22 protein-coding genes and 1 pseudogene are annotated in these 26,428 nt (G+C 59.4%); 11 read left to right on the top strand and 12 right to left on the bottom strand.

What is annotated here, in order from left to right; all coding sequences use genetic code 11:
* Positions 1–186: 186 nt before the first annotated feature.
* Together ACFHWW_RS03455 and ACFHWW_RS03450 are read left to right on the top strand one after the other, a co-directional pair.
* The gene (locus ACFHWW_RS03455) at positions 187–1,515 is read left to right on the top strand and encodes a pitrilysin family protein (protein ID WP_283067900.1); all 1,329 of its coding nucleotides are present in this window, start codon (positions 187–189) and stop codon (positions 1,513–1,515) included.
* Positions 1,512–2,855 carry a pitrilysin family protein gene (locus tag ACFHWW_RS03450; RefSeq protein ID WP_283067902.1) on the top strand — a complete coding sequence of 448 codons (1,344 nt, stop codon included), beginning with the start codon at positions 1,512–1,514 and terminating at the stop codon, positions 2,853–2,855. The genes ACFHWW_RS03455 and ACFHWW_RS03450 overlap by 4 nt, the downstream gene beginning before the upstream one ends.
* 285 nt (positions 2,856–3,140) lie before the next feature.
* On the opposite strand, the gene hemN is transcribed toward ACFHWW_RS03450, so the two are convergent.
* On the bottom strand, positions 3,141–4,595 hold the full coding sequence (hemN, locus tag ACFHWW_RS03445; RefSeq protein WP_379937330.1) for an oxygen-independent coproporphyrinogen III oxidase: 1,455 nt from the start codon (positions 4,593–4,595) through the stop codon (positions 3,141–3,143).
* Between the two features lie 571 nt (positions 4,596–5,166).
* On the opposite strand from hemN, the gene ACFHWW_RS03440 reads away from it, so the two are divergent.
* The 8 genes from ACFHWW_RS03440 to ACFHWW_RS03405 all read left to right on the top strand — a co-directional run bounded on the left by ACFHWW_RS03440 (position 5,167) and on the right by ACFHWW_RS03405 (position 12,394).
* The gene (locus tag ACFHWW_RS03440; RefSeq protein WP_283067903.1) at positions 5,167–6,246 is read left to right on the top strand and encodes a hydrogenase small subunit; all 1,080 of its coding nucleotides are present in this window, start codon (positions 5,167–5,169) and stop codon (positions 6,244–6,246) included.
* A gap of 23 nt (positions 6,247–6,269) precedes the next feature.
* On the top strand, positions 6,270–8,060 hold the full coding sequence (locus ACFHWW_RS03435) for a nickel-dependent hydrogenase large subunit (RefSeq protein ID WP_283067905.1): 1,791 nt from the start codon (positions 6,270–6,272) through the stop codon (positions 8,058–8,060).
* Between the two features lie 12 nt (positions 8,061–8,072).
* Positions 8,073–8,783 (top strand): Ni/Fe-hydrogenase, b-type cytochrome subunit, encoded by a 711-nt coding sequence (gene cybH, locus ACFHWW_RS03430; RefSeq protein WP_283067907.1) that lies wholly within the window; start codon positions 8,073–8,075, stop codon positions 8,781–8,783.
* Between the two features lie 4 nt (positions 8,784–8,787).
* Positions 8,788–9,393, top strand: a complete 606-nt coding sequence (locus tag ACFHWW_RS03425; RefSeq protein WP_283067909.1) for a HyaD/HybD family hydrogenase maturation endopeptidase — start codon at positions 8,788–8,790, stop codon at positions 9,391–9,393.
* Positions 9,394–9,704: 311 nt separating this feature from the next.
* A complete protein-coding gene (locus ACFHWW_RS03420; protein WP_283067910.1) occupies positions 9,705–10,001 on the top strand; it encodes a HypC/HybG/HupF family hydrogenase formation chaperone in 297 nt (98 codons plus the stop codon).
* Positions 10,002–10,200: 199 nt separating this feature from the next.
* Entirely contained in the window at positions 10,201–10,560 is a 360-nt protein-coding gene (hybE, locus tag ACFHWW_RS03415) for a [NiFe]-hydrogenase assembly chaperone HybE (RefSeq protein ID WP_283067912.1), read from the top strand.
* A 462-nt stretch (positions 10,561–11,022) separates the two neighbouring features.
* Positions 11,023–11,205 (top strand): hypothetical protein, encoded by a 183-nt coding sequence (locus ACFHWW_RS03410; protein WP_283067914.1) that lies wholly within the window; start codon positions 11,023–11,025, stop codon positions 11,203–11,205.
* Between the two features lie 325 nt (positions 11,206–11,530).
* Positions 11,531–12,394 carry an SPASM domain-containing protein gene (locus ACFHWW_RS03405; protein ID WP_379937328.1) on the top strand — a complete coding sequence of 288 codons (864 nt, stop codon included), beginning with the start codon at positions 11,531–11,533 and terminating at the stop codon, positions 12,392–12,394.
* Between the two features lie 698 nt (positions 12,395–13,092).
* Here the strand turns inward: ACFHWW_RS03405 and ACFHWW_RS03400 are convergent.
* The 11 genes and pseudogenes from ACFHWW_RS03400 to ACFHWW_RS03350 all read right to left on the bottom strand — a co-directional run.
* On the bottom strand, positions 13,093–13,401 hold the full coding sequence (locus ACFHWW_RS03400; protein ID WP_379937327.1) for a hypothetical protein: 309 nt from the start codon (positions 13,399–13,401) through the stop codon (positions 13,093–13,095).
* A 134-nt stretch (positions 13,402–13,535) separates the two neighbouring features.
* On the bottom strand, positions 13,536–14,891 hold the full coding sequence (locus tag ACFHWW_RS03395) for a HipA domain-containing protein (protein WP_379937326.1): 1,356 nt from the start codon (positions 14,889–14,891) through the stop codon (positions 13,536–13,538).
* A 4-nt stretch (positions 14,892–14,895) separates the two neighbouring features.
* Positions 14,896–15,486, bottom strand: a complete 591-nt coding sequence (locus tag ACFHWW_RS03390; protein WP_283067919.1) for a helix-turn-helix transcriptional regulator — start codon at positions 15,484–15,486, stop codon at positions 14,896–14,898.
* A 261-nt stretch (positions 15,487–15,747) separates the two neighbouring features.
* Positions 15,748–16,719 carry a helix-turn-helix transcriptional regulator gene (locus ACFHWW_RS03385; RefSeq protein WP_379937510.1) on the bottom strand — a complete coding sequence of 324 codons (972 nt, stop codon included), beginning with the start codon at positions 16,717–16,719 and terminating at the stop codon, positions 15,748–15,750.
* 430 nt (positions 16,720–17,149) lie between these two features.
* Complete coding sequence (locus tag ACFHWW_RS03380; protein ID WP_379937325.1) at positions 17,150–18,568, bottom strand: glycosyltransferase; 1,419 nt, start codon at positions 18,566–18,568, stop codon at positions 17,150–17,152.
* A gap of 34 nt (positions 18,569–18,602) precedes the next feature.
* Positions 18,603–19,238, bottom strand: coding sequence for an HAD-IA family hydrolase (locus ACFHWW_RS03375; RefSeq protein WP_283067921.1), 636 nt, complete (start codon positions 19,236–19,238; stop codon positions 18,603–18,605).
* A 13-nt stretch (positions 19,239–19,251) separates the two neighbouring features.
* Positions 19,252–20,502, bottom strand: coding sequence for an aminotransferase class III-fold pyridoxal phosphate-dependent enzyme (locus tag ACFHWW_RS03370; protein WP_379937324.1), 1,251 nt, complete (start codon positions 20,500–20,502; stop codon positions 19,252–19,254).
* A gap of 13 nt (positions 20,503–20,515) precedes the next feature.
* Entirely contained in the window at positions 20,516–22,000 is a 1,485-nt protein-coding gene (locus tag ACFHWW_RS03365) for a GMC oxidoreductase (protein ID WP_283067924.1), read from the bottom strand.
* Entirely contained in the window at positions 21,997–23,364 is a 1,368-nt protein-coding gene (locus ACFHWW_RS03360) for a condensation domain-containing protein (RefSeq protein ID WP_379937323.1), read from the bottom strand. Before ACFHWW_RS03360 ends, ACFHWW_RS03365 begins: the two co-directional genes overlap by 4 nt.
* 335 nt (positions 23,365–23,699) lie before the next feature.
* A complete protein-coding gene (locus tag ACFHWW_RS03355; RefSeq protein ID WP_379937322.1) occupies positions 23,700–24,656 on the bottom strand; it encodes a sulfotransferase family protein in 957 nt (318 codons plus the stop codon).
* A gap of 590 nt (positions 24,657–25,246) precedes the next feature.
* Positions 25,247–26,193 (bottom strand): annotated as a pseudogene (locus ACFHWW_RS03350) (radical SAM protein); the annotation flags it as partial.
* Positions 26,194–26,235: 42 nt separating this feature from the next.
* Between ACFHWW_RS03350 and ACFHWW_RS03345 the strand changes: the two are divergent.
* A complete protein-coding gene (locus tag ACFHWW_RS03345) occupies positions 26,236–26,379 on the top strand; it encodes a hypothetical protein (protein ID WP_379937522.1) in 144 nt (47 codons plus the stop codon).
* Positions 26,380–26,428 lie beyond the last annotated feature (49 nt).

The following is a 26,428-nucleotide window of genomic DNA, read 5'->3' as shown; positions in this document are numbered from 1 at the left end:
TGGCGAGCACCGGTTCATGCCGGTCGATGTGAAGCGGTCCGCCTTCGATCCGGCCTTCCTGGCTGCGGTGCTAAATAGGTCGAGCCACAACAGCCATCTTCGCTTGGAGGGCGGCCGATGAATCATGGAGGAATAAATTCGCGTATACGTGCATTTGCCCTGAGCATCGTTGCGCTGCAAACTCTGATGACCTTCGAAGCGGCTGCCGTCGAGGCCCCGCTAGGCGAATCCGAGATCGCAAATTTCCTGCTGAGCAACGGCATGGATGTGGTCGTCATACCGGATCACCGGGCGCCGACTGTCACGCAGATGGTCTTTTACAAAGCCGGTAACGCCGATGAGCCACCCGGCAAATCGGGCATTGCTCATTTCCTGGAACATCTCATGTTCAAGGGCACGAGCAAGCACCCGGCCGGCGAGTTTGACGCAAAGGTCGCAGAGATCGGCGGCGAGGAGAACGCCTTCACGTCGTCCGACTACACCGCCTACTATCAGACTGTCACGCCGGAGGCGCTCGGGACGATGATGGAATTCGAAGCTGACCGGATGCGCCATCTCGTGCTCACGGACGCGGTGATCGTGCCGGAGCGCGATGTCATTCTCCAGGAGCGGCGCTTGAGGGTCGAAGACAATCCGGAGGGGCTTCTCGAGGAGGAGACACAGGCGACGCTCTATCAGAACCATCCTTACCGTATCCCGGTCATCGGCTGGATGCACGAGATGGAACAGCTCGATCGCACGGACGCCGTGGCGTTCTACGATCGCTACTACGCCCCGAACAACGCCATACTGGTCGTGGCAGGCGATGTGGACGCCGGAACGGTGTGGCGGCTCGCGGACAAGACCTACGGGGCCATACCGCGCGGCCCGGACCTGCCGCAGCGGGTGAGGCCGCAGGAGCCGGAGCAGAACACCAAACGAACGGTCGTGCTCACCGATCCTCGCGTGACCGTGCCGAGCTTCGAAAAGTCGTGGGTGGCGCCCTGCTACAGAATAACCGAGCCGGGTGAAGCGGAAGCCCTTGATCTTCTGGCGGAAATTCTTGGCGGAGGAACGCGGAGCCGGATCAATCAGGAATTGGTGGTGAAACAGGGAATTGCCTCCTGGGGCGGCGCCTATTTCCAGGGAAGATCGCTCGATCCGTCCAGCTTCACGATCTATGGCTCGCCGCGGGGCGAGGCGACGATCGAGGCGGTGGAAGACGCGCTCGACGCTGAAGTCCGGAAAATCATCGAGACCGGTGTTACCGATGTCGAACTGGAGAAGGGCAAGAACCGCTTGGTGCGCTCGATGATCTTCGCACGCGACAGCCAGACGGGAATGGCCAGCATCTACGGGAAGGCGCTTGCGACCGGCAGCACTGTTTACGACTTAGAGGCATGGCCGTTGAGGGTCCGCGCGGTAACTTCGACGCAGGTGCAGGCGGTTGCCAGAAAATATCTTAATCCGGACCGATCGGTGGCGGGATATCTGTTGCCGCGGGAAAGCGCGACCTCAGGAGACAAACGCCGATGACAATGTTCAACCGACTGCCGATCGGTGCCGCCAAGCCACTGCTCGTCGCGCTCGTATTCTTAGGCCTTGCCGCGATACCGGCTCGGGCGGCCATGGCCATCCAGGAAGTCAGGACATCGAGCGGGATCAAGGCCTGGCTGGTGGAAGACTATTCGATACCGATCGTTACCGTCCGTTTCGCGTTCCGGGGCGGGAGCACGCAGGATCCCTCCGGTAAGGAGGGCCTTGCCAATCTCATGGCCGGATTGTTCGACGAAGGGGCCGGCGACCTTGACAGAGAAGCCTTCCAGGAGCGGCTGGACGATGCTGGCGCCGAGATGCGGTTCGACGCCGGGCGCGATGCGGTCTACGGCTCCATGCGAGTGCTTGCCGATCAAAAGGATGTTGCGTTCGATCTTCTCCGGCTGGCCATCGAACAGCCACGCTTCGACCAGGGACCGACGGATCGCGTCCGCGCTCAGATCGTTTCCGGCATCACCGCGCAGGCCAAGGATCCGGAGGCGGTGGCAAAGATCGCATGGGGGAAGGCGCTCTATGGCGAGCATCCGTACTCCCGGCAGGACGAAGGCACCGAGCAGACCCTTGCCGCTGCCAAACCCTCCGATCTTAAGGCGCTTCGTAAGCGCCTTTTCGCGCGCGGCAACCTGACCATCGCCGTGGCGGGAGCGATCGACGCGGGTGCGCTCAAGCGCGATCTGGATCGGATATTCGGCGGGTTGCCTGCTGAACCCTCCCTGGTGCCGGTTGCAGAAACCGCGCCCAAGCTGGCGCAGGAGGTTCGCATCCCGTATGACCTGCCCCAGACTGGGCTGCGCCTGGCTTATGCCGGGGTCAGCGACAAAGACCCGCGGTTCTTCGCAGCCTATCTGATGAACCACATCCTCGGGGGAGAAGCGTTCACGTCTAGGCTCTGGAACGAGGTCCGCGAGAAGCGAGGGCTCGCTTATCACATCGGATCTACCCTCGTGAACAGCGACCATGCCTCGGCGCTCGTTATCGGCACGGGGACCCGCCCGGATCGTGCCGCAGAGACGCTGTCCCTCGTTCGCGCCGAGGTGAGGCGGATGACGGAGGAGGGCGTCAGCGAGGAGGAGCTCGAAGCAGCGAAGAAAAACGTGATCGGCGGTTACGCCGTCGACCATCTCAACTCATCCAGCGCGATCGCCAACACTCTGGTCGCAATCCAGATGGAAGATCTCGGCATCGACTACATCGAGCGGCGGAAACAGCTGATCCAGGCCGTAACCGTGGAGGATGTCCGGTCGGTCGCAAAACAGCTTCTCTCCGCTGACCCCGCCGTGATGATCGTCGGAGCGCCGCTCGAGGGAAGGAAAGGATAACGGGCCACAGGGAAAGCTCGCCTCTCGCGGCGCGGCCGGGCTTCGCCATGGGCGGCTGGCCGGGCCCTCGGGCCTGCGCACGTGCTTGTGGTCAAGCGTAGCGTGCGACTCAGCAACACCGGCAGCAAGGGAATCGCGACATCTGCTCAGTGGTCTGCACTGTCTGGAAGCCTGCGAAATCCTGCGTCCGACTTGCGCTGCCGAATGCAAGGCATGTGAACCAAGCTCGGCGGGCGCCGCCGTCGCGCACTGCAGATACCGGTCGCAGATGCCGGGAACACGGCGCTAGTAGGGGGCGCGGTCGAGATAAGCGTCAAATGCGGCAGCGACAGCTCGAAGCAAAAAGCGATGCTCCTGCCGCACGCGGACGAAACCATTGTCAATGTCCACGATCCCGTCCTCGGCCAACATCGCCAAACGCTCGGCTGGATCGACAAAGAGGATCGGATCAAATCCGTGAGCGGCGCAGATTGCCGGCACGTCCGCCTCTAAATTGCACATGAGCCGCTCGATGATCTCGGCTCGCACGCGATCTTCACCGGTGAGACGGCAGCCCCTTGATGTCGCAAGGTGACCGGCTGCGATGTGTCGGCTATACGAAGTCTGAGTAACTTCGTTCTGGACATATCCTTCGCCGAGACGACCGATAGCCGACGCACCGAAGCCGATCAGGGTTTGGCAGGTGTCGGCCGAGTAACCCAGGGAATTGCGCCGCAGGCGTCCGGCTCTCTGCGCCAGCGCGAGCTCGTCATCCGGCAACGCGAAATGGTCGAGCCCGATCTGGCGATACCCGGCGGCAACCAGCGTGCCGGCCACGGCCGCTGCCTGTTCCGCGCGGGCAGCCGCGTCCGGCAGTGCCGTCTCATCGATGAGGCGCTGATTTTTTCGATAGGAAGGAACGTGTGCGTAACCGAACACCGCAAACCGGTCGGGGCGCATCGCGATTGCCGTCGTCGCGCTCTCGACACAGGACTGCACTGTTTGATGCGGGAGACCGTACATGAGGTCGAAATTGATGCGGCTTACTTTATGCCGGCGCAGGTTCACGACGGCAGCCGTCACCTGCGCCTCGCTCTGGACTCGATTGATCGCCTTTTGGACAATCGGATCGAAGCTCTGCACGCCGAGGCTCGCGCGGCTCACCTCCGCTGCTTCCAAGGCTTCGGCCATCTCCGTGGTGAACGTGCGCGGGTCGATCTCGACAGCGACGGTAGCCGCTTTCTCGAACGCGAAGCGGCGGCGCAGAAGTTCCACTAGGGTGAGAAACTCCGCTGGCGGCATGATGGTTGGCGATCCGCCGCCGAAATGCACGTCTCTCACGGTTAGTGCCTGCGGCGCCTGCGCCGCAACTAAACTGATTTCCGTGCGTAGCATCGCCAGGTAATCGACGATCGACGCATCCCGACGAGTGATGCTGGTCGGAAAGCCGCAATACCAGCACATCGACCGACAGAATGGAACGTGGAGATAGATCGACACGGCATCGTCAGTTGCCAAAACTTTCAGCCATTCCTCGCAGGCCTTGGTGCCGACCGCCTGGGAAAACTCCGGTACGGTTGGATAGATCGTGTACCAAGGCAGGCGGGCATCATAATACTTTGTATGAAGCGAGGTCGGCGCCGTGATGCCGGCTGACTTTCGTCCCCACTCGGACCGAGAGGATGTCCGGATCCCTCGCGTCCTCTCCCCTTGCATCGAATGGGATCCCGCGCCCAGGATGCTTTTTTGGCCGTCAGCCATCACCGTTTTCCGCTACCTGAATGCCATTCGGCAATGCCCGCCGCCTTTCAAGCATGGAGGTTCAAAACGCATGCCGATTGCGCTGCCGGGTATCGACAAACCGATTTCGCGGTAGTTCTCCGCTTATTAGCGTTCAACTGAAAAAGAGCCGTCGAACCAATTATGTCGCGCGTTCGACAAATACGACAGAATTGTCGGCAATCACCCTCATCGGCCTGGGTTGGCGACGACCACTCGTGGGACACTATTCGGAGGACTGGGACAGCCTAATGTCCGATTCACTCGAAACGATGTTGACGAAAGCCGCGGGACCACCGGCAGTGCCGAAGACGAACTCGATTGATGAGCCGTTATCTGCCTTCTCGCATGTCGTTTGAGGACGGCGATCACGATCGTTGCCACGCCAATCCGCTTCGGTTCCTCCCCGAAATAGATAACTCGAACAATCCGCCAGCGACAGGGCGGTCGGTAAATAACTTGGACCGGTCCGTTTCTTGCAGAATCTCCCTGTGACTGAGCCGGTTGCCGATCCGGACGATTGAATGGGGGGACGGATTGCTGGAGGAGCGCGATGGCAACTGTTGAAACCTTCTATGATGTCATTCGCAGCCAGGGGATCACCCGGCGCAGCTTCACCAAATTCTGCAGTCTGACGGCTGCGAGTCTTGGCCTCGGTCCGGGTGCGGCGACCGCCATGGCCGAGGCGCTCGAGACCAGGGAACGCGTGCCCGTCATCTGGATGCACGGGCTCGAATGCACCTGCTGCTCGGAAAGCTTCATCCGTTCGGGCCATCCGTTGGTAAAGGATGTCGTGCTGTCGATGATCTCGCTCGATTACGATGAGATGATTATGGCCGCTGCCGGCCATCAGGCCGAGGCCATTCTCGAGGAAACCAAGGCGAAGTATAAGCGCAAGTACATCCTGGCCGTCGAGGGCAACGCGCCGCTCAACGAGAACGGCATGTTCTGCATCGACGGTGGACGGCCATTCGTCGAGAAACTGAAGTGGATGGCAGAGGATGCGATGGCCGTAATCGCCTGGGGCACCTGTGCCTCGTGGGGCTGCGTACAGGCGGCCAGACCGAACCCGACCCAGGCGACCCCGATCGACAAGGTAATCCGCGGCAAGCCGATCATCAAGGTTCCCGGCTGTCCCCCGATCGCCGAAGTGATGACCGGCGTCATCACCTTCATCACCACGTTCGACAAGCTGCCCGAGCTCGACCGTCAGGGGCGGCCGAAGATGTTCTATTCGCAGCGCATCCACGACAAATGTTATCGCCGCCCCCATTTCGACGCTGGCCAGTTCGTGGAGGAGTGGGACGACGAGGGCGCGCGCAAGGGCTACTGCCTCTATAAGTCGGGCTGCAAGGGTCCGACGACCTATAACGCCTGTTCCACGGTGCGCTGGAATGAAGGCGTCTCATTCCCGATCCAGTCGGGCCATGGTTGCATCGGTTGCTCCGAGAAAGGCTTCTGGGATCAGGGCAGCTTTTATGACCGGCTGACCAACTTCCACCAGTTCGGCATCGAGGCCAATGCCGACAAGATCGGCTTGACCGCTGCGGGGGTCGTCGGTGGTGCGATCGCCGCGCATGCCGCGGCGACTGTCGTCAAGCGGGTCACCACGAAACGCGAAGCCGACGCATAATGCTCACGCCAGGAAACACCTCAATGAAGATCGAAACGCCAAACGGCTTCACGCTGGACAAATCCGGCAAGCGCATCGTCGTCGATCCCGTCACCCGCATCGAGGGCCATATGCGGATCGAGGTCAATGTCGACGAGAACAACATCATCCGCAACGCCGTGTCGACGGGCACGATGTGGCGCGGCATCGAGGTCATCCTCAAGAACCGCGATCCGCGCGACGCTTGGGCGTTCACCGAGCGCATCTGTGGCGTCTGCACGGGCACGCACGCCTTGACGTCGGTGCGAGCGGTGGAAAACGCCCTCGGCATCACCATTCCCGAAAACGCCAATTCCATCCGCAACCTCATGCAGCTTGCCCTGCAGGTGCATGACCACGTGGTGCACTTCTATCACCTGCACGCCCTCGACTGGGTGGACGTCGTCTCGTCGCTCTCGGCCGACCCCAAGGCGACGTCGGCACTGGCACAGTCGGTATCCGATTGGCCGCTCTCCTCGCCGGGTTATTTCAAGGACATCCAGACGCGGCTCAAGAAATTCATCGAGTCGGGTCAGCCCGGTCCGTTCAAGAACGGCTATTGGGGCAACGCTTCCTACAAACTGCCGCCCGAGGCAAACCTGATGGCGTTGGCGCACTATCTCGAGGCGCTCGATTTCCAGAAGGAGATCGTCAAGATCCACTCGATCTTCGGAGGAAAGAACCCGCATCCGAACTGGCTCGTCGGTGGCGTGCCCTGTCCGATCAATATTGACGGGACCGGTGGCGTCGGCGCTATCAACATGGAACGGCTGAATGTGGTCACCTCGGTCATCGACCAACTGATCGAGTTCAATGACAAGGTCTACATCCCCGACATCATGGCCATCGGCTCCTTCTACAAGGACTGGCTCTATGGCGGCGGCCTCTCCGGCAAGAATATGCTCACCTATGGCGACGTGCCAGAGCACGCCAACGACTATTCGGATGCGAGCCTGAAGTTGCCGCGGGGCGCGATCATCAACGGCAATCTCGCGGAAGTGCATCCGGTGGACCATGCCGATCCCGAGGAGATCCAGGAATTTGTGACCCACTCCTGGTACAAATATCCCGACGAGAGCAAAGGCCTGCATCCCTTTGACGGCGTCACCGAGCCGCATTACGAGCTCGGGCCCAACGCCAAGGGCACCAAGACCAATATCGAACAGCTTGACGAGGGCGCGAAATATTCCTGGATCAAGGCGCCGCGCTGGCGCGGCCATGCCATGGAGGTTGGGCCGCTCGCGCGCTGGGTGATCGGCTACGCCCAGAACAAGGCCGAGTTCAAGGATCCGGTCGACAAGGTGCTCAAGGATCTCGGCCTGCCGGTATCGGCGCTCTTCTCGACGCTTGGCCGCACGGCCGCCCGAGCGCTCGAATCGAGCTGGGCCGGCCACCAGATGCGTTACTTCCAGAACAAGCTGATCGCCAATATCAGGGCCGGCGATTCTTCCACGGCCAACGTCGACAAGTGGAAGCCGGAGACATGGCCCAAGGAGGTCAAGGGCGTCGGCTTCACGGAGGCGCCTCGCGGTGCGCTCGCGCATTGGATCAAGATCAAGGACGGCAGGATCGAAAATTACCAGTGCGTCGTTCCCACGACATGGAACGCCAGTCCACGTGATCCGGCCGGCAACATCGGCGCCTTCGAGGCGTCGTTGATGGATACGCCGATGTCCGACCCCGCTCAGCCGCTTGAAATTCTGAGGACCATCCATTCCTTCGATCCGTGCCTGGCATGCTCGACTCATGTCATGAGCCCGGACGGGCAGGAAATGGCCCGGATCCAGGTCCGTTGAGGAGTTTCGGTGATGACGATCCATCAATTCCCCGCCGCCGACGCCAACAGCGAAAAGGCCGTCGAGCAGAGCGTCTACTTCTACCAGGCGCCGGTGCGCGTGTGGCACTGGGGCAACGCCCTTTCGATCCTGACGCTCTCTCTGACCGGCTATTTCATAGGCTCGCCGCTGCCGTCCGTTTCCGGCGAGGCGAGCGCCAACTACCTGATGGGTCATATCCGCTTCATCCACTTCGCGGCGGCGCAGACCCTTTCTGTGCTTCTGATCCTGCGGCTCTATTGGGTTTTCGTGGGTAACGTGCATGCCCGCCAGATCTTCTACGTGCCCATGCGCGGCCGTTTCTGGAAGGAGTGTTTGCATGAAGTGCGCGGGTATATGTTGGCCCGCCAACCGAAGAGACATGTCGGCCATAACCCACTGGCGCGGCTCACCATGTTCCTCATGTTTACCCTGCCGCTGTTCTTCATGGTGATCACCGGTTTTGCGCTCTACAGCGAAGGCGCCGGCCGCGACAGTTGGAAATATGTGCTTTTCGGCTGGATGTTCTCGATCTGGCCGAATAGCCAGGATATCCACACCCTCCATCATCTCGGCATGTGGGTCATACTCGTCTTCGTGATCGTCCACATCTATGTGGCGGTGCGCGAGGACATCATGAGTCGGCAAAGCGTCATCTCGTCGATGATCTCGGGCGAGCGGCTCTTCAAGGACGTGGAGGACTAGACGGTTGCTCTATCGTCAACCGGCCATTCGCCCCGTGCCCCGTGTTCTCGTGCTCGGAATCGGCAATATCCTGTGGGCCGACGAGGGGTTCGGCGTGCGTGCGGTCGAAGCCTTCCACAAGGCTTACGAAGTGCCTGCCAACGTGACCATCCTCGACGGCGGCACGCAGGGCCTTTACCTGGTTCAGTTCGTCAACGAACACGATCGGCTCATCGTCTTCGACGCCATCGACTACGGCCTCGTGCCAGGCACGATGAAGGTGGTGGAGGACGATGACGTGCCGAAATTTACGAACGCCAAAAAAATGAGCCTACACCAGACCGGCTTCCAGGAAGTGCTGAGCGCGGCAGACCTCATGGGGCACTACCCCGAGCGCCTGACCCTGATCGGTTGCCAGCCGCTTGATCTCGAAGACTGGGGTGGTCCGCTGACGGCGCCGGTCAGGGCCGTCATTCCGGCGGCTGTCGAAACCGCCGTCCGGATGTTGCGGGACTGGGGTGTCGCCGTTGCCGTGAGGCCGGAGGGGACAATGGTTCCGCCGCTTCTCGAAAACGGTATCGACGTGGAGAAGTACGAGCGCCGTGTCGAAGCGGCCGCGTTTAACCAGTGAGGAGAACCTGTGAAACGCTTTTCCATGGCCATGCCCATGGCACCAGGGATGCCGCAAACGACGCGGGGGGCGGCGATATGGCCGGCTGCATGACTGCCCTATTTTATCCTCTTCCGATGGGCATCGGGCTGGCCCGCTCAGGTTCGGCAAAGCCGGGCAGGTCGCCGCCACAGGTGGCTATCGCCTGTGGCGAAGCGGCTCTGCTCATGCCTCCAAATCTCACAGGGCGGGGGCCCGTGGGACGCATATGGCAGCCTGTTCCCGCGACTCTCGATTCTGCAGCCTCGGAAACGCGGAGGCGGAGCATCATCATGTGCATAGGCATTCCCATGCGGATCGTCGCCGCCAATGAGTTCGTCGCGCGGTGCGAGCATCATGGCGCAATATCCATGATCTCCCTCGTTCTTGTCGGCCCGCAGCGGTCCGGAACCTATGTCCTCACTCATCTTGGCTCCGCCATCCGCGTACTCGACGCCGAAGAGGCCCGCGTGATCGACGATGCGCTTGCTGGCCTCGTTGAAGCCAGCGAAGGCCGCGCCTTCGAAATGCTCTTTACCGATCTCGTTTCCCGCGAGCCCGAATTGCCGCCGCATCTTCGCACCGAGTGAAACGAACATTTCAAGACTGGAAAGTCGAAATTCCAGCCCATCGCCAATTTCCTCAGTCTGGCATGACGTTTGCACCATCGTTCGGAACATTCTGAGTCCGGTGTCGCAGATCCCCTTGAGCACCCCTTTGTCGACCTCACGGAGGACTGGTGCTGCCCGATCTGCGATGCGCCGCAGTTAACGTTCATGAGGCTGGGCGATGATCACTGACCTCACCATGCGTGGCGAGCTCGATGCGGCGCTGGCGGTCGGCGAGCGGGTCGTGGCATGCCACCGACACATTCACGACGCCGCCATGACGGACGTGCCGATCTGCAATCACGAGCTCAGGGTCGCGGCAACAGGCTTTCGGACCTATCGCTGCCGCGCCTTCGGTGTTGTTGCTACAGCTTGGTTCGTAAGCGTCGCGGGCGTGGATCTGCCCGAAGGGGCACCTGCCGCGACCGCCGCCATTGGCACAACCCTGCGTATCGGCCTTCCTGCGGGGGAGGTCGAATTCATTACCAGGGCGCTCCATACGTTCGGCCGCGTCGATTCCAGCGCGCCCTTTGCGACATAGTGTTCTACTTCAGACACAAGGAGGTTGGCAGGTTGGTAGGGGCCCCCGCGCACGCAGTCAAACGCCGCGATCAATCCGAACTCAAACATTCGGCGAACCGGCGTAAGCCGGTTGGAATGCCCTGCCATCAAACACTTGAGCGCGGTCTGCATGATTGCCTCCAGGCGGGAGGCTTGTGACCTGCTAGACCACCCCAGGGTTCTTGACCACGGGATGCTAGAATTTGGGGCCTCGTTCAGGAGGCGGGCTGTACCTGCCAGGTTCGTTGAGGAGATCGGCACGTCATTGCCGATCGCACCACGGTTCAGATCAAGTCATGGAAGTTCAATTTGAGGCGAAGCGCACGTGAATGCATCCGCTATGTCGATGCGTTCTATCAAAACAATCAATTACTCTAATTGCCCAATAAGGAATATGACTGAGTCCTGTGGCATAGCGGGCTGTTTCATAAGGAGGTTCGCGATGGAAAACAAAATTCTGGGCGGCCAAGGTAGCAACAGTCTCTTTGGCAGCAATGGTAATGAGATGATCCTCGATCCCACAGGAAATGACTGGATTGACAGTGGGGCCGGAAACGATACGTGGATGACTTCGCGCATCTGGGCAACGCGCACAGCTTGCTCGACTTGGCCCGCTTGGGCTTGACCGCGTCGGATTTCATGTTCTGCTGATCCAGAAAACGATGCGGAGCCGCGCCACGCTCGCCCAAGCGCAGCGCTTTCCCTTTACGCTCACTGTCGTGACCGCTGGGCACCCCGGGAGCAGGCGCATTGTTGTTCAGCATGATGAAGCTCTGTACATCGCGTCGGCTGCCGACTGAACCCTAAATCGAGCCTAGTTCAAGACAAAGCATTGCCCGGCTGTTTCATAGTTCGTACGAGAAGCTGCACGAATAAGTCGTCATAAAGAACGCCACTCGTCAGTCCTCCGTCGGCAATACCTTTGTTCCGAAAGTGGAGAGACCCACAAAATGGTTGAATCAAACTCGACAGACTTGCAGGAATTGCGCGCTGCCATCCCTGGCGGCAGGGTCCTGGAAATAACGACCACCACAGGCTGCGTCGTCGGCTGTTCTTACTGTCCACAGGACAAGTTCGCCAGCCGGCAAAAAGCAGTATCTCGTGTGAAGCATCTTTGTCTCGAAGATTTCAAGCGATGTCTGGCGCGTGTGCCGACCGCTGTTGACATTAGCTTTGCCGGCTATTCCGAGCCCTGGCTCAATCCGGATTGCACCGAAATGGTCGAGCATGCTCACATGTCTGGCCACGGCATTCGGATCTTCACGACGCTTGCAGGAATGGACAGGAACGATCTACGACGCTTGCAGGCGCTGCCCTTCAGGGTATTTGTGGTTCATGTTTTCGACGACGGCACGTACATGAATAGCCGCCTTGTCAGACAAAAATATCTCGACGTGGTTCGTCAACTGGTGGACTCTGATATCCCCTCAATTCGGTTCCTGGTGATGGGCGAGGTCCACCCCGATATCGTCGGGATAATTCCCGCCGGAGCGCTATGTCGCTCGCGGCCGCTGAGTAGCAGAGGTGGAAGCGTCGATGCTGAGATAGTTGAAACGCGACCGCCCATCGTCGGGGCACTGACATGTGCTGAACAACGGCAGTATCGGAATGTTCTTCTTCCGAACGGTGACGTTACTCTCTGCTGCATGGATTTCGAGCGGCGCCATGTGCTGGGCAATCTCCTGCGCGACGAATATCGAGAGCTCTTCGAGGGGCCAGTGTTCAGGGAGATCGTCGATCGCATGAACGGCAAGGATGGTTTTCTACTTTGTAGAAAGTGTGAATTTGCCGAACCGAAAACATCGGCATGCTGATGCCAATTGCGGCAAGGCGCCGTTACGTTAATAACCACTGTCTACCTCGGCAATGGCACCTTCAGTCGTCGCGTGCGGGATAGGGCCGGTGATCGGCCCATCCTTCCTGAGAGTTTTGATGCCAAGTCGCTGTCGCTTAGATGTTGTGCCGGCGCCAAGGTGGTAGATACAGAGCAATTGAAGTGTCGTCGACGGCGACAGGCTGTTCGAGGTCGGAAGCGGTCGACTGCGATGGCGGCGCGGGCTGTGGCCGTGGCCAAGGCGTGCGCCTGATGCCGAACCCACCTAACCCCCGCTACGCCATCTATTATACGCCGGCGCGAGACCATCCGCTGACGGTAGCGAGTTCCTGGCTTGGCCGCGATGCTTTCGCACCTGAGGCTGGTCGTGAGAGCGGTCCAGCCGTGCTCGAATTGACATCGGAGCCGCGCCGATACGGTTTTCATGCCACGCTCAAGGTACCGTACCGCTTGAGAGACGGCACGACCGTCGAGGACTTGGAACGACGAGTTCGACCGTTGTGCTCGCGAAGGCGGCTTTTCGCTTCATTGGCAGGCGCACGGCCTCTCCTTATGGCATCCACTCGAAGATCGACGACTGGCTGGAACGCGGCGACGTCGTAGTGGAATGGCTCTCGAGCAATTCTGCCGGACGCGCGACGGCGCTACCCGCGACTGCTCGTCATCAATGTCACTGCCCTAATCGAGGTCTTGGCGAAGCGCCGGGTCGAACGGGGTCGCGAAAATCTGGAGGGCATCAGAGAGCGTCTGATCCGAAGCGAGCAGCAAAGCGTCGACGGTGACGATGTGCTGTATCTCGACAATGCGCGTCCGCCGGAGGCTGCCGGCGAGCGCCGTTTGGCCGTGCTTCTCGATCACGCTGTCGGGGTGAAGTGACCGCCTATCTGCTCCGGGCTTGTATGCAGCGCAGCATTCGCATAGCTGCATTGCACAATAAGTGATTTGCCTTTGGTCAAAAAACAGGCATCCTGCATGCAGCCGATGCATTTGCGGTCTTCTCCTCCCAGTACCGCCGCATCGGCTGTTCCCCTCTGGAGGTTATATGACCTTCACACCTATAAGGGCCGCGGTCTTCCGCTGGCCCTCTTTTTTGCCGCAGGGCCCATCATAGGCTTCGGCCATCAGGAACCGAGCAGCCATCCGCCACCGCGCTCGACATAGGCGTCTCGCGCTTTGATGCCGTCAGGAACCCGCATTTCGAACGCGGTCAGAAGCTCGTCGATATTGTGCGCAATCAGGTCGCCGAACCGCTTGAGACCAATGCGATCGAGTCTCGGTAGTTCCGCCGCGAGCCCTGCTGAAATCCTTTGGGTCAGCCTTGTCGTAAGGCGCGTTTGTGCGCGCGGCGATGCAATTCCCAAGGCATTCAAGAATGCTGCAAAATCCAGAGGGTCGAGTTCGGCCAGCCTTGCTGCTTCGCCAAGGCTGAAGGCAAAGAGATCCGTCAGATTGGGATCAAGCCGTGTGGGCATCAGGTCGTAGCGGGGCGAAACACGGATCCGGCCTGCCCTATCGTAGAGGAGCGCAAAATTCTTGGCATGAGCATCGACATTTCCGGTCATGAGGTCGAACAGGACCGCCCCGATGAACCGTTGCCTTTCCGCCGCAGGATCGGTCGTCGCGTCGAGAATCCGGTTTATCGCGTGAGCATCGAAGCGACGGCCTTCTCGCCCTTGACGTTCGTATTTGAGGGACGGAGGAAGTCCAAGCGCCTGAGCGAAATCCTCCTGATGGACTCTCACGATCTTGTTCTCGGTGTTCAGCCGCCGGTCGAACCGTTCGATCACCAGGGCGTCGATGCCGTTGAAGTTGACGACACTCGCCTCAGCGGTCTCAAAGCCGAGATCTCGTGAGAGCCGAAGCGTCTCGAATTCGAGCCTGGGGTCTTGCGGATGCTCCTGGTCCGGCACCTTGATGATGTGCGTGGTGGGGGCGCCCGAGCCAGCGACGGGTTCGGCATAGCTTCCGTCGGGCAGAATGGTGATTGCGATCTTGCTTTGAACGCCGGCGAGCGGTGAAGGATCTTCCGTGCCTTCGAGAAGCCGCTGACGCCTGTGCAGCGAGCCAATGATGGCGTTCAGGCGATCGTCATCTATCCGTCTGTAGTCGACGTCGTAGTCGCCGGGCACTTTGACGGGCGGGGCTCCAAGCGGCAGGACCGAGATCGCGCCGGCGCAATCCTTCCCGAGGTAAAAAAGGAGGCCCGCAACATCGCTGCGGGTCAAGCCCTCGCGATCCATGACGCGCTGCAGGACGCCGTCTCGCTCCTGAAGCAGGTTATCGAAAAAGGGGCGGGTTCTGCTGTCATCGAAGGGCTCTTCTCCCAGCGGAAAGGACAGCGAAAGCGGAAAGGCATCGGGATCATCGAGATAGGTGGCCGCATAGGCGAAGGCCAAAGCGCCACCTTCATCCCTTACGAGGTTGCCAATAGGGTCGGCCACCCCGTCAAGCCTGACATCGAGCGCAATGATATCCATGCGGTTATCGTGGCTGCGCGAATATTGAAATGCCGGCGGCGTGCGCGACCTTGAGAACCTTCTGGAACTCTAGCGTAGCCTTGCCATTCTCGAGCTCCGATAGAAACCGTCGTCCGACGCCTGCGAGATCGGCAAAATCCTGCTGCGAGAGGTTCCGCGCCTCCCTCGCTTCCCTGACAATACGGCCCAGGTCGCCGGGTATGGCAATTTCCGTTACTCGATACCGGTTCTCATAGGCCCTTGCCTTTGTCGCCTCGGTCTTTTCTTCGCTGGGCAAGCGCGCAAGGGGATTGGGAAATCCGAGATACTGTGTCCCGGCATTCAAGGTTGGCATCGTGACGTTTGGTAGCCTGACAGCGGTTGCGGCCTTCGGCGTCTCGCTTGCAAGCCTGACCGATGGAATGTCGATGCTCTTCAGCGTGTCCGTCAAGCTTTTGGACATTGTGGAAATATCGCGAAGCGATTTCGTGCCCGCAAGAAGGTCCGCCTTGCCAAACTGCTCCCGCAAAGCGTCGGAGAAAGGCGATTGCGCAATCATCCTGGCGAGATCAGTCGCTTTCTTCGGGTGTGGGTTTTTGTCTCCTCGATCGGTCATATCTGCTCCTGTACGGGAACATACACTAGCTCCATGACGACTTCAAGAGTGACTGATCCCGATCGGTAACACGCTTTGCAGTGCACGTTCCCGAACGGGAGCACGGCGTCGAGGTTTGGATCGCGGTTGGGATTTTGTTCCCGTTCGGGAGCAGAACTTGAACAGCGGCAGCAACTCACGCTTCCCCTGCGCAATCAAGGTCGATATCAACCGTCGGCGCGCTGTGGGTGATCCAGCCGTGGACCGTGTGCATGCGAAAATTTAACTCGTCCGTGGCATTCGGAATGCCGAGAACTGCGACCGGTCCACGCGCCTCCTGGTGTCTGATGGTTTTTCCCCATAGATTGCCTTGTACGCTGCTGAGAACCTTCCAAAATGAAAGAAGCCCCATTTCAGGCAAGTTTCCCTCACCGCTTGATTATTGTCGGGATCAAGCAGGTCCCGCCGCACTGCCTGCATACGAAGCGTCCTCAGATAGGCAGCAGGTGTTGTTTCCCTGAAGGCGCGAAAGCCCAGTTGTAATGTTCGACTGGTCACACCAGCCGCTTCTGCCACCATCGCAATGGTGATCGGCTGATTGATATTGGCCTGCATGTATTCGATCGCGCGATGGACATGTCGAGGAGCGATCAAGCAAGGCTTCTTATCGAGCAAATGCGATAACCTATGGGGAATGTGGCGCACCACCAGGTCGGCCAGCGCCTGCGTTAGATGTGCCATTGCTATTGGAGAGCCCATGAGCGGGCCGTTGCCCCGCATGCCGTTCATTATTGTTGATGCCAGGTTGCCGATCATCTGGCCAGTTGGTGTGGCCAGCTCCAACTCCGGTAACAGATCCAGAGAGCCGTTCAACGGCACCTCAAGTGTTTGGCCGACAGTTTGCTGTATGACAGACCAATTCAGCAACAATTCGTCTATTACGTTTGATTGCCCATGCATCATAACTCCGTCAGGTTCAAAGTTATTATAGAGCAGCAGCTTCCCCCTGCCGGCCTCGGCCGTGCAATCCCCATACGTCAGCCCCATCCCGCCACTTTGAGGAATGACAATCGACAAAGACTCTTCTGTTTCGGAAGTCGGCGCGATGCTGAACTGGAATTCGTTTTGGTGATATCCACTGATCAAAACTGCGTTGTCGCATGCCGCAAGATCAATTCGCCAAAGAAAATCACCAATTTGCCCGATCGGCTCGGCACTAAATGTCCCGAAAGCTCCAGCGAGAGTTTCAACCATCCCGTCGAAGGACGAACCACGAAATGAGAACTGTGGAGAGCTATTTTCTGGCGTCGTCGATTCCCCAATCCTTGAAGTGCTTTTCTGGGTCACGCGAATACAGGAAGCCGTGTTTCGGCTAATGTCTCGATGTCATGATTCATTTTTCTGGTTTGCGTCCCTTTCCGACGTTCTGATGGCCAGGAGTTGCTGTCCGCACCCCAACCCTGTCCAGCGAGTTCCAACGCTGTTCCTGGTGGCCTCGCTTCCGCTTCGCCCCTTAGCTTTGCGCTCGGATGACCGGCATGTTTTGACCGTCTATACGCTGTGACCGTTGTCTGAAGTGTAACGAGCCCTCGATGAGCCGCGGATCGTCACCAGACCGTAATGCCGGTCGCGCAGTACCTCTTGAGCGGCGCGGAGATCTGCCTGGCTCAGCTGATGTTTGGCCTCAACGGTGTTGAGCACGTTCGAAACTGTATAGAGCTAATTGTATCGCGTCATACCACTTTGGAATTTGCGAAATTTGCGTGCTGGAGCGCAGGCATCTTTCGCGCGCCCTTCTCGCCATCTCCTCGAAATCCCTGTCATCGGCCACAAGGCGATGCATCATTTCTGCAGCCTTGACCTCGATGTCCGGCTCGTCCAGGACAACGCCGTTTAGGCCGTTCACGACCTGCCTTTTCAGACCAAAGGCGGAAGACACTATGACGGGTCTGCCCCGGAACAAAGCCTCGGTTACTGTCAGGCCGAAGCCCTCTTCGCGAGAGAGCTGAAATACCCCATGAGCATTCTGTTGCAGCCGCCCGACAATTTCCGCATTTGCCTCACTGTGCTCCATTGAGATACAGGTGAGATATACGCGCCGCCGCACTTCTTTGGGCAAGTTAGAGCACAGGACTACGCATTTTTCGAAATACTCGCGGCCTTCCGGATCATCTGCAACACCCGAAGGATCCGGTCCCGCGATCACCAGGCGTGTATGGGAGGCTTCCTCGGACGCCGTTGCCACAAAGCGAGCAAAGGCAGCAATGATGCGGTCGATGCCTTTCAGGCTGTCCCACCTGGATACATGCAGGAAATACCGCGACTGAAGAATGTCCTGAAGCGTTGCGTTGGGCTCCAGTTGATGGCCGCTGAACGATACCGAATTCTCCAGCGCCCGGCCTGGTGGCCCTCCATAGTTGCGGTTCTTGGTCGAGAAGGGGCTGATCGATGGCTGAATAAAATCGATTGGGCGACCCGCATCAAACGCATATGCCTTGTCGCTCAGGACGATGCGCTGGAAGGGACGGAGGTACTCCTTCAGCAGTCCCCAGGTTCGCTCAACTGTTGGGGTGCGCTTCGGATAGCCGATGTGGCATCGCCAGATGGCCGGGTGTGGGTAAGCGTCCAGGAACTGTGCGGCTGCACACAGCGGCTGCGGATCATGAATAACCAGGAAGTCATTTCGTCCGATGATCCTTTCCAGCTCCGCGGCGCCTTGCTGCGATGCCTCCAAATAATACGGCAGCAGCTCGGTCACGTCTGCTGGGATGGTGTCGTGAAGAGAATTGTGAAGTCCTTTGGTGAACTGAAAAAAGAGCTCGCCCTTCGGTTTGAAGATGAGCCAGCGCACATGGAAACCAAGCTCCCGAAGGAGGCATATGTGGTGGGGAAGCATTTCGGCCACCCCACCGCCGAATGCGGTGGAATTTATATGCCAAATACAGCGGGCGCCAATATTGTCACGAGTTGCGCTGGAGGAACGAAAGAGTTCATCGAGAAGTCCCCCATAGTCCTCCCGCTCCTCAGCGTAGTGCTCAAGTACCGAGCCTTCTACCAGAACCTCATCAAATAATGGCGTGCACGGTGTCGTGGTTACTTTCAAATTTGTGGCCCTCCTTATGGTTGGGGAAGCAGGTTCAGCGCGGCCGGTTAGCTAGGACCTCGCGAAAATTCTCGATCCAGCCCTTGGTTTCAGTGTGACCTCTGGCACTGGGGCCGACACCCACGCAGTCGCAGCCTGCAGCGGTTGCCGCTTTGATTCCGGCTTGGGAATCTTCAAATACCAAGCATCTTTCGGGGGGGATGTGCAGCATCCGCAATAGTGCTCGATAGGGTTGCGGATGCGGTTTTCCGTGACTGACGTCCTCAGCTGCAATCATGATCCTCGGGCAGGAGATTCCCGCTGCATCGAGGCGGGCGAGGGCCGAAATCCTTGTCGAAGAGGTGACAATGGACCTCTTTTCGGCAGGGATCGAGCAATAGAACTTCGCGGCCCCCTCGATTGGTTGCAACAGCTCCATCGCTTGGATCTCATAATCGGCAATGCGAGCCGCTTCGCGTTCGGGCGAGAGACTGGGCGCAATCGCCTCCACCAGTTCAACATCCCGGCGAGCGGCCGACATCCGCATTGCGTAATCAGGACAAATCTGTCGCTCCAGCGCCCACCGGCGAAGTGCGCTTTCGACCACAGCCTTCGAATCTACAAGGGTTCCGTCCAGATCGAAGGCTACGTGATCATAGTCTTCAAGCTGAAGTTCGATGGTGACTCTCACGGCTTGCCTCCGTCTATCGGGCCCAATAGTTCCTATTGGAAAGACATGCTTTCTCTGTGGCGTGAAACGCTTCGGCGCAGTAGTCGACCATGGATGTGTCGGTGACCTGGGCAGTTATGTCCTCGTCCTTGCGATAGTCTGCGAGTGCTAGCTCCAGCGCCGCCTGCAGAGTTCTGAAAAATGTGCCATCCATGGACGCATTGCTCATGTATGTTCCCGGGTAGCTGGTGTAGATACCGTGCTTCAGACACCTCTGAGCGAAGGCCCTTCCATGCTTTTGCGAGGGCAGAACGATATCGAACATGGTATCGCTTCCAAGAACGCGTGCAGGTATCTCGCTGCGCTCTAAAGAGATTTGGAATAGCCGCTTGAGGGCCGAGCCCCTCTCGGCGAGGCGCTCAACAATTTTCGCTTCGGCAAAGATTTCCTGTGTCAGGTTGCCGGCCACAAAGGCGCGGTTCTCGCGCAGATACGTGTTGCCGAGATAGGCTCTGTCGGCTCCCGCCATGGCATCGGTCGTGCCGGCGACCGCGGAAAGGCCGATGCCTTGTGCAATCCCCTTGGCCAAAGTGATGACGTCCGGTGCCACGCCGTGTTTTCGGCAGTAACCACCCTTGGCGTAACGAAGTCCGCATAGCACTTCATCAACAATCAGCAGGACGCCATGCTGTCTTGCCATCCTGGAGATTTCCTGGAGCAATTCCGGAGGAAAGACCGAGGGCTCAGGCGTGAAGAAGATGCCAGCGACTCTTCCCTCGTTCGCGGTCAGCTGCTGTTCCAGAATATCGAGGTCATATTGATAATCCTGGATGTGTGGATCCTTGGCCGGCGGATCGTGCGACCAGGGTCGCTGTTGAAAGATGTCGTGCCATCCGTGGAAGCCAGCCGTCAGGATAACCGGCCGGCCAGTTCGGTGGCGCGCGATCCGAACGGCCGCTTCCGTTGCACAAGATCCGGTTCTCAAAAAGAACACTCTAGGAGTGTCCGGGAACATCTCCGAAATTTTCCCGGCAAGTATCTGGCGTTGCTCGCTCACCGGTGAGGGCAGAACGTCAGTTTCTCGCTCCATCGCCTGCGCAAGCCGGGCCTTGAATACCGTGTTATTGCTGCCCAACGGCGAAGCCCCGCTGCAGGAGGTCATATCCAGATAGATTTTGCCGTCGACATCTTGCGCAATTGCGCCATTGGCGGAGCGGAATATGATGGATGATGGGGTCTCACGTTCCCATTCAGCCAAATGTCCGCTAGCTCCATGATTGAGCATCTAAGTTACCCCTTTATTTCAGCGACAGGGCCATTCTCCTCGCGTTGGCCATGATTGTGTGTGTCGGATTGCTGTTCCCCGCGAAATTCATCACGGACCCATCCATGACATAGATGTTGGTGAACCCATGGACTCTGCCGCGGATGTCTACGACCGATCGCCTGGGATCACATCCGGCACGCATTGTGCCGTGCAGGTGGGAACTGCCTTTTGCATGGGAAGAAGGTTCTCGTTCGACGCGGCGTGCGCCCAGGTGGAGCAGGATGTCATCAGCGCGATCGGCAAGAAAACCTATTCGCGCATGGTCATTTTCCGAATTCTTGTATTCGAAACGAACGTAGGGAATGCCGTATCGGTCAGCGACGTCGTCCAGCACCAGGCGATTGTGCGACCATGGCTCGTCCCCGGCTATATAGTGCAGGCGCACGCGGCCAATGTTCTCACTCGGCGATACCAGGTTCGCTTCATAAATGAGGCCACCAAATCTGCACGGTACGTCACTATGTTCGTAGAACTCGTCTGTATAAACGGTCGCATGCGGTCCCCAGTGCGAAGCCAATGCGTCGGAGCCGCAATCAGCCGGATCCAGGTAGCCGACGGAGTAACCGCTGATCTTGAACGAGAGGCCGCGCCCGACAAGGTCTGATTCGTTTCCTATTCCGTGCGGGGCATGCTTACTCTTCGACCGAAGCATCAATGCCGCTGACTGTATTGCGTTTGCGCAAATGACGACCCTTTCAACTGGGATCCGAATCAGTGCCGATGAGAACGGCACATAGCACTCCAGGGCTTCGGCCCGGCCGTCGCTGCGGATCTCTATCCGGTTGACGAAACAGCCGTAGAGAACCGAAATCGCTCCTGGCAGTCCGGAGTCGTCCAAAATGTTTCTCGCAAGCACGGAAGCTCTCGCTTCCGTAGGGCATACTAGCTCGTCGCAAGCAGAACAATTGATGCATCCCCTGCTGTTGCCGGGTGCCCGGATCGCCAATGGGATCTGCCTTGGCCGTATGCCGAGTTCCTGCATCGCATTGGATAACATCACTCCACGTTGGCTGGCCGGATACGATGCGTGCCCGTTCGTGCCACCGATCTCCATGAGATGCTCGATCTGCGAATAGCAGGGTTCGAGATCTTGAATGGTTATGGGCCAATCAATCTCCATATCGGTCCCAAGATATTGGGAAGCAGATAGATCCGATTGGCGGTATCTGAACGTGATCGCATTGTAGAATTGCATTCCGCCGCCGACGCAACACGCTGTCCACGGGTTACCGTCAGCAGCGCCAGTGGAGGTGAGCGCCCTGCTGTATGCCGCTTGATGAGGCCCGTGCATGGCACCAGGAGAAACCAGGCCTCCATATTCCAGGACGGCCACGCGACAGCCTTTCTCCGCAAGCGTTCGGGCGACGATCGATCCAGCTGCTCCGGAGCCCACGATAACCGCGTCGAAGGTAGTGTAATTACAAGAGGCCGCCGCAATGTGTCTGATGTCCGTCACTGGCAATGGTCTCCAATCCGATGTGGAGTGGCTGGCCAACCAGCGGTGTTCGCGACGCAGGCCAGGATGTGCTTTGTGCGCGCCACATAGTCGGGGACCGCGACCCCTGCGGGCCCGGTGGCCGGGTGGCGGTAGTTGGCGACGAGGCCGCCGAAGGTCCGCACGATCCAGAGGCATACCTCGTCCGGATCGGTGCTGCGGCTACGCAGGGTGACAACTTGCCAGCTGTTCCAGTCGCGCGCACCGGGGGTACGGCGAACGTCCATGTACGAGACCATGAAGGGATCGCGCAGTGGCTCCCCGAGGAGATCCGCCACTCGGGGTGTAGGTATCCTGGACAGGTTCTTCGACCAATCCAGGTTGGATGCCGCCCGACGCACCGCCTCGCAAAACGAGTCGGCTGCGCCGAGCGGGAACGCAACCGGGCCCATTCCTACGTACCAGCCAATGGAGGACCGGAAGGGGGCTGTACGGGTGTGAAAGGGGACCATCGTACGAAATTCACCCGAGCCGGTGATTTCGTGACCGACCTTGGCAAGGCAGGCGAGCAGACCGGAGAAGGAGTCTCCCCCGGCCTTACGGCAGACCGTGTCGAAGGCGTGCGCCGAGGATGCGTCGAGAAGCTCGGTGTATCCGCTTGGCTGGGCGGCGGAGCTGCCACTCACGTCGCTAACCGGTACGGGGAACTCCGGCAGACGGCCGCCCGCCTCGGTGAGAAACTGCCGCCATTGGGCGACGGATTCGTCCTCAGGGGTCAGCGTATCGGCCTCGATCCTTTCGGCCTCCGCGAAATTGAGGTAGCTGGCAGTGGGGGGAAGGGGAGGTGGGACGGTCTTGCCGTCGCGGACCGCGAGCGCGGCGGCGTACAGCGTGTGAATCTCATAGGCAATTGTGAGAATGGAGTAACCGTCCATCAGGATGTGGTCGGCGGCGATACAGACGGTTGTGGCTTTCGGACGGCTGATGGTGGCACAAATATATGCGGGCCAGTCGAGTGGGCCGACTTCGGAATCGAAGAGTTCCTCCAGGTAGCGCGACAGTTGCTGGCCGTCGGTGAATTCACCCGCGCCACTGTGGTGGATACTCACGGCTCCGGCCGGTAGCGTCCTGCGGCGGAGGCAACCGCCTTGCGTGGAGCCAGCGGGGGGGCTGAGATGGCTGCGCAGGATTTCGTGGCGGTCTGTCCACTCGCACAGTGCCGCAGCGAAGGCGTTCGCATCGAGTTCGGCGGGCAGATCGAAGACAGAGCCCAGCCAGGAAGGCCGCAGGGAGGCCCCATCGGCCGTCTCAAGTGCATGTGCGACATGTGCTTCCTGCACGTGGGACGCCCGCCGTAGATCGGCCGCCCAAATGGCCTCGGACATGCGCGGGGCGCCAGCCCGCCACACGGTGACACGGCCCGCAGGCAGATCGAGGGATGACAGGTCAGTGAGTCTCATGAAATGGCGCACCTATTTGCGAAGAAGGGGAGCAAGGGGAGCACGCTGACCAAATTCACCGCCCGCGGTTCGGGGCGCGAGCAATGCGGCGACCGCGCATTTTAACGCGCTGGGTTCGGGCTCGGGTCGAGACGCTCCATTGCGGTCAGCGCGGACGACGACCATCACCCCGGATCCGACGAGGGAGACCGTCTGGCCCGCGAGAAGAAGGGAGAAGTCGCGGGGCGGGCCGCGTCGGGGCGCTTCGTGTGCCTCTTGCGTCACCCCGCGCTCCCCGGATCCAGCATCGACAGGTCGTAGCCCAGGTCTTTCAGTTCCTTCCCGGCGATCCGCTCGAACTCCTCGATTTCCGTGGGCGCGAGGTCCTGCAGGTACCGTCCACGACTCCCGGTATGCAGCGGTTTACCCGCCGCTTCCGCCGCGGGATGGCCCCATGGTTTGTCGAACAGCGCGTGCTCGTGCTCCGCATGGTGCAGGACTGCCTCGTCCCATGGCAGACCGAGGTGTTCCAGCATCCGCTCGACGGTCTCGCGGGGGCAGGCGACCAGGTCCTCATATCGCACCTCCAGATAACGGCCGTCAGGAGCAGCCTGACGGGGGCGGTTGACGACCTCCAGCCAGCCGTTCGCTGCCTCCGCTATAGTCCCGTAGCCCCAGTCGGGGACGGTCTTGAGGTGTGAGGCAGCCACGTCGCGGCCGTCGCGGATAATGTGGATGAAATGGGCGTGAGGCCAGATCGCGGCGTACGTGCCGATGTCCTTAATCCTACGCTGAAGCTTCAGGCCCCATCGTCCGGCTCCGGTCTGTTCACGTCGGAAATCGCCGATAGAGTCGATGAGCCGGCAACGGTCGTCGAGGGAGGACAGAATGGTGCCATGCTCCGCCATCAGGCCCGTCACAAGGTTTCGCACGTCATCACGCTTGAGTCCGAAACGCTCGCACTGCACAACAAAGTGCGCGCCGTCGAACCAATCAGGATCAACGGTCTCCTTCGTGGCACCGGCGAGCCGTGGGTCGCGGCGGTCCATCATGTCACACACCGCGAGGATGTGCGGACCGAGGTCGACGGGATCGGTGAAATCGATCTCCGGACCGACGACCAGACCGGGGTGCGAGTCAAGCACGACGCTCAGAAGAGTGGTGCCGGAGCGGTTCTCGCCGCCGAGCAGGACGGGCTTAGAAGGCAGGGCAAGAGGAGAAGAAATGAGACCGGACATGATTTTCCTGCTGGCCAAGTGGCGTGCGCACAAGTTGTACTGATAAAAATCAAGTGTTGCTATTTGAGACAAAGGTAATTGGTCAGTTTATTTCGACATGTGGATAGCAATTTCGCCAAATGTCCAATCTGTTGCTTTTCTCCCAACGCGGATGTGCGAAAGCGGGCATTGGTTGTTTGGTGGAAGACCATCGAGGATTATCGAAGAAGCGCTATTTCGCGACTGTCGGGCGGGGCTAAAAGGTAGGAACGAGGAATGACAGAAGAACAGCGCGAAGCTGCGGAGAACCTGCACGCGGCATGCGGCTGTGGCTGCAGCGGCAAGCAGGCGAAGGCAGCGTTTGTGAAAATCCACGCCTCGCGGCCAGAGCGTATCGTCCTCATTCCGCGCGCCATCCTGAAGTCCAGATCAGGCGAAGCCTATAAGCACGCCGCCGACCGCAGAGACGACCACCACGATCCAGGGCGGGACTTCCAGGCCATGAGAAGGACAAAGCATGTCAGCGCGAGTGCAAACTCGTGCGGACCAACGATCCGGCGCGGTAGAAAGCATCGAAGACTGCCAAGCCTTGCGACGAAGTGTATAGCTCATCAGCACGACGCACCCGCACGGCGCTCGTAGGGGGAGCGGTCAAGATAAGCGTCAAATGCGGCAGCGACAGATCTAAGCACGAAGCCATGCTCCCGCCGCACGCTGACGAAATCATTATCAATGTCCACGATCCCGTCCTCGGCCAACGAAGTCAGGCGCTCAGCTCGACACATGAGGGAGGTTGGATCAAATCCGTGAGCGGCGCAGATTGCGGGCACGTCGGCCTCCAAATTACACATTAGCTGCTCGATGATTTCGGCTCGTACCCTATCTTCGGCGCTCAGACGGTAACCACGTGATGTCACCAGATGGCCAGCTGCGATGCGTCGGCTATATGAACTCTGTGCCATTTCGTTGCCGAGACGACCGATAGCCGACGGGCCGAAGCCGATCAGGGTCGGGCAGGTGTCGGCCGAGTAACCCAAGGAATTGCGCCGCAGACGACCGGCACTCTGCGCAAGCGCGAGCTCGTCATCCGGCAAGGCGAAATGGTCGAGCCCGATCTGGCGATACCCTGCGGCAATCAAGGTATCGGCAATGGCCGCTACCTATTCAGCGCGGGCAGCCGCGTCCGGCAGTGCTCTCTCATCGAGAAGGCGCTGGTTCTTTCGATAGGAAGGAACGTCGCGCGTAACCGAATACCGCAAGCCGGTCAGGGCGCATGGCGACTGCTGTCGTTACGCTCTGGAAACAGGACTGCACCGTTTGATACGGAAGACCGTACATGAGGTCGAAATTGATGCGGCTTACGTTATGCCGGCGCAGATTTTCAACGGCAGCCGCCACGACTGCCTCACGCTGGACGCGATTGATCTTCTTCTGAACAGTGGGGTCGAGGCTCTGCACGCCGAGGCTCGCGCGGTTTAGCTCGGCTACTTCCAAAGGTTCGGCCATTTTCCGGCGTGAACGTGCGAGGGTCGATCTCGACAGCGACGGTAGCCGCTTTCTTGGGACCCAGGTTCTCACTCATCTCGGCTCCGCCATCCGCGTGCTCGGTGCCGACGAGGCACGCGCGATCGACGACGCGCTTGCCGGCTGCGTCGAAGCCAGCGAAGGCCGCGCCTTCGAGACGTTCTTTGACGATCTCGTTTCCCGCGAGCCCGAATTGCCGCGGCATCTTCGCAGCGAGTGAAACGAACACGTCCAAGCTGAAAATCGACGTTGCCGCCGATTGTCGCTTT

This window comes from Sinorhizobium sp. P24N7 (genome assembly GCF_042436655.1).
Classification (GTDB): domain Bacteria; phylum Pseudomonadota; class Alphaproteobacteria; order Rhizobiales; family Rhizobiaceae; genus Sinorhizobium; species Sinorhizobium meliloti_A.
Note: the sequence above shows the minus strand (reverse complement) of the source record. Positions and strands in the feature narration are given on the sequence as shown.